The sequence below is a fragment of the Nonomuraea antri genome, assembly GCF_013283785.1.
Lineage (GTDB): Bacteria > Actinomycetota > Actinomycetes > Streptosporangiales > Streptosporangiaceae > Nonomuraea > Nonomuraea antri.
The window spans coordinates 1-5,875 of sequence record NZ_JABCPZ010000381.1; the positions used below are offsets into that span (position 1 = coordinate 1).

Annotated in this window: 7 protein-coding genes; 2 read left to right on the forward strand and 5 right to left on the reverse strand. The window is 72.0% G+C overall.

The window, feature by feature from the left end; translation table 11 throughout:
- Positions 1-212: 212 nt before the first annotated feature.
- Positions 213-1,238 (forward strand): LacI family DNA-binding transcriptional regulator, encoded by a 1,026-nt coding sequence (locus tag HII36_RS52665; protein WP_173530937.1) that lies wholly within the window; start codon positions 213-215, stop codon positions 1,236-1,238.
- 65 nt (positions 1,239-1,303) lie between these two features.
- On the forward strand, positions 1,304-1,855 hold the full coding sequence (locus HII36_RS52670; protein WP_173530938.1) for a hypothetical protein: 552 nt from the start codon (positions 1,304-1,306) through the stop codon (positions 1,853-1,855).
- A gap of 33 nt (positions 1,856-1,888) precedes the next feature.
- Here the strand turns inward: HII36_RS52670 and HII36_RS52675 are convergent, their stop codons facing one another.
- From HII36_RS52675 to dapA, 5 genes are all read right to left on the reverse strand, one after another.
- Positions 1,889-2,281: an STAS domain-containing protein gene (locus HII36_RS52675; protein ID WP_173530939.1), complete on the reverse strand. Its 393-nt coding sequence runs from the start codon at positions 2,279-2,281 to the stop codon at positions 1,889-1,891.
- A gap of 101 nt (positions 2,282-2,382) precedes the next feature.
- On the reverse strand, positions 2,383-3,126 hold the full coding sequence (locus tag HII36_RS52680) for a class I SAM-dependent methyltransferase (protein WP_173530940.1): 744 nt from the start codon (positions 3,124-3,126) through the stop codon (positions 2,383-2,385).
- Between the two features lie 55 nt (positions 3,127-3,181).
- A complete protein-coding gene (locus HII36_RS52685; protein ID WP_173530941.1) occupies positions 3,182-3,334 on the reverse strand; it encodes a DoxX family protein in 153 nt (50 codons plus the stop codon).
- Between the two features lie 132 nt (positions 3,335-3,466).
- Complete coding sequence (hpaE, locus tag HII36_RS52690) at positions 3,467-4,933, reverse strand: 5-carboxymethyl-2-hydroxymuconate semialdehyde dehydrogenase (protein ID WP_173530942.1); 1,467 nt, start codon at positions 4,931-4,933, stop codon at positions 3,467-3,469.
- The gene (gene dapA, locus HII36_RS52695) at positions 4,933-5,844 is read right to left on the reverse strand and encodes a 4-hydroxy-tetrahydrodipicolinate synthase (protein ID WP_173530943.1); all 912 of its coding nucleotides are present in this window, start codon (positions 5,842-5,844) and stop codon (positions 4,933-4,935) included. The genes hpaE and dapA overlap by 1 nt, the downstream gene beginning before the upstream one ends.
- Positions 5,845-5,875 lie beyond the last annotated feature (31 nt).

Here is a 5,875-nt window from a genome sequence, read left to right on the forward strand (position 1 = left end):
GAAGGAGGCGGCCGGGGCGCCGCAGGCGGTGAGTGCGGTGGCGACCGCGGCCGCGAGGGCCGCGGCGACGACGGGGGAGCGTGACACGGGGGGCTCCTTCGACAAGCCGAAATCGAACGGGGGCCCACGCTAGAGAAGTAAAAGGTTTTATGCCATGGTGGCCACGTATCGTTATAAATCGATTTATGATCTTCCGAGCAGGGAGGCGGCGGATGGCACGCAGGAAGGGCCTGACGATCGAGGACGTGGCCCGCAGGGCCGGCGTCTCGGTCGCCGCCGTCTCGCTCGCGCTCAACGACAAGGGCACGCTCAGCGAGAAGACCCGCGCGCACATCAAGCGCGTCGCCGCCGAGCTCGACTACCAGGCCGACGCGCTGGCCCGCGGCCTGCGCCGCTCGCCCATGGGCACGATCGGGATGGTGCTGCGCCCGCTCGACGCCATCGGCGAGTACGCGCCCAGCGGCGTCGACTTCTTCAGCAGGCTGCTGACCGGCGCCGCCGTGACGGCCATGGACCGCGGCCTGGGCATGATGTTCGTGCCCAACCTGCTGCGCTCGCCGGTGCCCGCCTTCGCCTACTCGCTCGACGGCTACGTCGTCTCCGACCCGGTGGTGGACGACCCGGTGGTCCAGCGGCTGGAGGATCGCGGCATCCCGTACGTCTCGCTGGGCAGGAACGCCGCCAGGCCGGACGAACCGCACTGGGTCTCCTCCGACGACGACGGCTCGACCAGGACCGTGCTCGAACACTTCGCCGCGGCCGGGGCCAGGGACATCGCGCTGGTGGCCGGCACCGACTCCAACGGCTGGAACCAGGACTGCGAGGCCGCCTACCGCGCCTGGACGGCCGCCGCCGGGCTGGAGGCGCGGGTGCTGCGGGCCGCCGAGGGCGCCGGGATCCAGGGCGGGCAGGCCGTCGCCGCCCGGCTGCTGCGCGAGGGCGTGCCCGACGCCGTGCTGTGCGCGACCGGGCGTCAGGCGGCCGGCGTCCTGGAGGAGCTGCGCGGGGCCGGGGTGAGCGTGCCCGGGCGCACCCTGCTGGCCACCGCCTCGGACTCCGAGCACGCCCGCACCAGCAGCCCGCGGATCTCGGCGATCGACATGCACCCGGAGCGGCTGGCCGAGCACGCCGTCGACATGCTGCGCGGGCTGATCCACGGCACGCCGGTGGCCGAGCGGGTGAGGCTGCCGTCGACGTTCATCGTCCGAGAATCGACTACCCGAAATGTCGGGATATAAGGGGTGCGCGATCAGGCGGGTTCTTCTATGTTGGGCGTGACCTTGATCCTCAGGAGACGTTGACTGTGAAGAGATTTTTCGAAGGAACCCCGGCTCGCGCCGGCGTCGTCGCGGCACTCGCGCTGGCCTCGGGGCTGCTGACGTCGTCCCCGGCCGCGGCCGCCCCCACGGTTTCCACCACCACGGTGTCCGCCGAGCGCGTCACCGCGGTGTCGCAGCAGGCCGCCGCCGCGTCCCGGCCGCGCAACGGCAAGATCCTCTACGACCGCATCAGCGGCGGCCTGGGCCAGCTCAAGATCCAGAACGGCACCAGCAGGGACGCGGTCGTCACCCTGGTCAGGGGCCGCACCAAGGCGATCAGCATCTACGTCCGCGCCCGGTCCAGCGCCACCATCAAGGACGTCAGGGACGGCACGTACCGGATCTTCTTCACCACCGGCTACCGGTACAGCCTCTCCAAGGGCAGGTTCACCAGCAGCGCCGCCTACCAGCGCTTCAACCGGCAGGTGAAGTTCACCACCACCGCGACCTCCGCCAGCGGCTACCGGCTGACGCTGAACCCGGTCAAGGGCGGCAACGCGAGCACCAGCCACGTCAACCCGAAGGACTTCCCCTGACGGGTCCGGCTCGCCTCTGACGGCGCGGGCGTCTCACGCCACGTGCGGCGCCCGCAACCCGCCGGTCTGGCCGTTCCGCCCGGCGGAGATCGCCGCCGTGGCCGCCTGGACGCTGTCGTACAGCGTCACGTGCGCGGCCACGCCGGTGACGTGCAGCATGTCGGCCACCACCGTGGCGGGCGCGGCGTAGGCCAGCGCCCGCCCCGACACCCTGACCCGGGCCGACAGCAGCACCGACAGCCCGACCGCGTCGAGCCCGGTGACCGCCGACAGGTCCACCACCGTCACCGGCGCCGGCCGCCGCTCGTAGGCGGCCAGCCACTCGCGCAGCGGCGACACCGTGTTCCAGCTCAGCTCACCCGAGGGCCGCAGGAGGAGCACGTCGCCCTCCCGGCGGACCGACAGGTGCAAGGCATCGTGGTTCATGGCCCGTCCCCTCTCCACGCCCTCGCCAGGCCGTGCCGCGAATGTCCTATCCGTGCCCTTGCTCTGGGGCGGCAAACGAGGTCGCCCCGGAGGTCGGGCCGCTACCGCCCAGGCGGGAGGCGGTAGACCGAGACGTGCGACGGCGATTCCGCGGTGAACTCGACCCCGGCCCAGTCGGCGTGCCGGCTCTCCAGCTCGAACCCGGCCAGCTGCGCCATCAGGTCGAGCTCGGCCGGCCAGATGTAGCGGTGCGGGGTGCGGTGCAGATGCGCCTGCCGGTCCTCGCCGAAGCGGAAATGGTGTGACACGACGTGCTGGTTCAGCACGTCGTAGGTGTCGAGCAGGATGTAGCCCGGCTCCACGACGCCCACCGTGGCCGGCCGGCCGGGCGGGAGACTGCGCAGCTCGGGCACCCACAGCTCGATCACGAACCGGCCGCCGGGCCGCAGGTGACGGGCCGCGTTTCGGAAGCAGGCCACCTGCCCGGCCTGGGTGAGCAGGTTGGCGATCGTGTTGTAGACGAGGTAGACCAGCGTGTACGTCCCCGGGGCGGTGGCGCTCGCCATGTCACCGGCGACCACCGGGATCGTCGCCTCGTCCGCCTTGGCGCGCAGCCGGCCGATCATCGCCGCCGACAGCTCGATGCCGGTCACCGGCACGCCGCGCTCGGCCAGCGGCACGGCCACCCGGCCGGTCCCGATGGCGAACTCGAGCGCGGGGCCGCCGTCCGCGAGCTTGCTCAGACGGTCGACGGTCGGCCCGAGCACGTCGGGGGCGAACATGCCGGTGCCCGGCGTGTCGTAGGTTTCGGCGGTGGCGGAATCCCAGATCTGCTCCTGTTCCATCCTGTCCACGATGGTGCCGGGCGTACCGGATGTCCATCGCCCGGCGCCAGGACGATCAGTGCGCGGCCAGCGGCGGCAGCCACCGCTCCGCGATCCCCACGGACGCCATGTTGCCCAGCACCCACGGGGAACGGGCGAGGTCGGCGACCGCGACGGCGGCGTTGGCCGCGATCGTGAGCACGGTGACGACCACATAGGCGACGAACATCGGCGATCCTCCTCAAAGAAGGCCGCCTGCCCGGCACACCGCCGGTCTCACCTGCTCCCGGTGGTTCCGTGACCTCGTCCGCCGCCGCCTGGAACGGCCCGGGCGTGATCCAGGGCCGTTCCAGGCGGGCGCTCAGGCCGCGCCGAAGCGGGGGATCGGCAGGTCCTCCGTGGCCACGTGCACGATGTGCGACTCCGTGTAGACGTCGATGCTGTGCCGGCCGCCCTCGCGTCCCACGCCGCTGGCCTTCACCCCGCCGAACGGGGTGCGCAGGTCACGCACGTTCTGCGAGTTGACCCACACCATCCCGGCCTCGATCGACTGGGCCAGCCGGTGGGTACGGCGCAGGTCGTTGGTCCACAGGTAGGCGGCCAGGCCGTACCTGGTGGCGTTGGCCAGCTCCAGGGCCTCCGCCTCGGTCGAGAACGGCGTCACGCACACCACCGGGCCGAAGATCTCCTCCTGGAAGATCCGCATCGACGGCGTCACGTCGGCGAAGACCGTCGCCGACAGGAAGTTGCCCACCGGCAGGTGGCCGGGCCTGCCGCCGCCGGCGACCAGGCGGGCGCCCTCGCTCAGACCGGCCTGCACGTACTCCATGACCCTGGCGTAGTGCTCGGGATGGATCAGCGCGCCCAGCTCGGTGCCGGGATCGCCGGGATCGCCCACCCGCACCCGGGCGGCCCGCTCGGCCAGGCGCGCCACGAACGACTCGTACACCGTGTCCTGCACCAGCACCCGCGAGCTCGCGGTGCAGCGCTCCCCGTTGAGCGAGAACACGCCGAACACCGCCGCGTCGAGCGCCCGGTCCAGGTCGGCGTCGTCGAACACCACCAGCGGGGACTTGCCGCCCAGCTCCATCGACAGGCTCTTCAACTGGGCCGCGGCGGAACGCATGATCGTCTGGCCGGTGCCGCTCTCCCCGGTGAAGGAGATCACCGGCACGTCCGGGTGCGCCACCAGGGCCGCGCCGGCGTCCTCGCCGATGCCGTGCACCAGGTTGAACACGCCTTCCGGCAGCCCCGCCTCCGCCATGATCTCCGGGAGCACGCCGGCCGACATCGGCGACCACTCGGCCGGCTTCAGCACCACGGGGCAGCCTGCCGCCAGCGCGGGCGCCAGCTTCCACGTCTCCAGCATGAACGGCGTGTTCCACGGCGTGATCAGCCCGGCCACACCGACCGGCTTGCGCACCACATAGTTGAGCTGTGCCGATCCCACCCGGTACACGTCGTCGCCCATCGTGGTGATCACGTCGGCGAAGAAGCGGAAGTTCTGCGCGGCCCGGTGGGCCTGGCCGCGTGCCTGCGTGATCGGCAGGCCGGTGTCGCGGCACTCCAGCGTCGCGATGTGCTCGTCCCTGGACTCGATCGCCGCGGCGATCTTGCGCAGCACCGCCGCGCGCCCTTCCGCGGGCATCGTGCTCCACGGGCCGTCGGCGAACGCCTTGGCCGCCGCCGACACCGCCGCGTCGACGTCGGCCGCGCCGCCCGCGGCCACCTCCGCGTACGGCTCGTTGGTGGACGGGTCCAGCGCGCTGAACGTCTCGCCCGACACGCTCGGGACGTGCGTGCCCCCGATGTAGTGCTCCAGCTTCATCACGCGACTCCCTCGCTCTGTGCCAGCAGTTCCTCGATGCGGGCGATCCCCGCGTCCGTCGGTGTGATCAGCGGCGGCCGGACGTGGCCGGAGGCGATCAGCCCCCGCCGCTGCAGCACCCACTTGGCCGGGGCCGGGTTCGTCTCCACGAACAGCAGCTCCACCAGCGGGTGCAGCGAGTAGTGCAGGTCGAGCGCGGTCGCGTGGTCGCCCGCGGTGTACGCCTCGTACATGCGCGCCACCGTGGCCGGGGCCAGGTTGGCCGCGGCGCTGACGAAGCCGACCCCGCCGATGGCGAGCAGCGGCAGGCACAGCAGCTCGATGCCCGACCACATGAGGAAGTCACGCCCGCACAGGTTCAGCACGTGCGAGAAGTGCTCGAAGTCCTTGGTGGTCTCCTTGATGCCGACGATGTTGTCGTGCGCCCTGCGCAGCCGGGCCACCGTCTCGGGCGCGATGTCGACCGCGGTGCGCGACGGGACGTTGTAGATGACGATCGGCAGCGCGGGGAACTCGGCCGCGACCGTGGCGTACCAGCGGAACAGCGCCTCCTGCGTCGGCCTGGCGTAGTACGGCGTGATGACCAGCGCCGCGTCGGCGCCCAGCCGCTCGGCCTCGGCGGTCAGCCGGAGCGTCTCGTCCAGCTTGGCCGAGCCGGTGCCGGGCAGGAACGGCACCCGGTCGGCGGTCACCTCGGCCACCGCGGCCATCGCCGCGACGCGCTCGTCGGCGGACTGCGCGCCGGGCTCGCCGGTCGAGCCGCCGGTGGAGATGCCGTGCGAGCCCTGCTCGAGCTGCCAGCGCACCAGCGCGCGCAGCGAGTCGAGGTCGAGCTCGCCCGCGTCGGTGAACGGCGTCACCACGGGGGCGATGGATCCGCGTATCGTGCCCGGATCCGAACGGAACTTCATGCGTGCTTTCTCCTTGCGAGTGGGCCGGGGT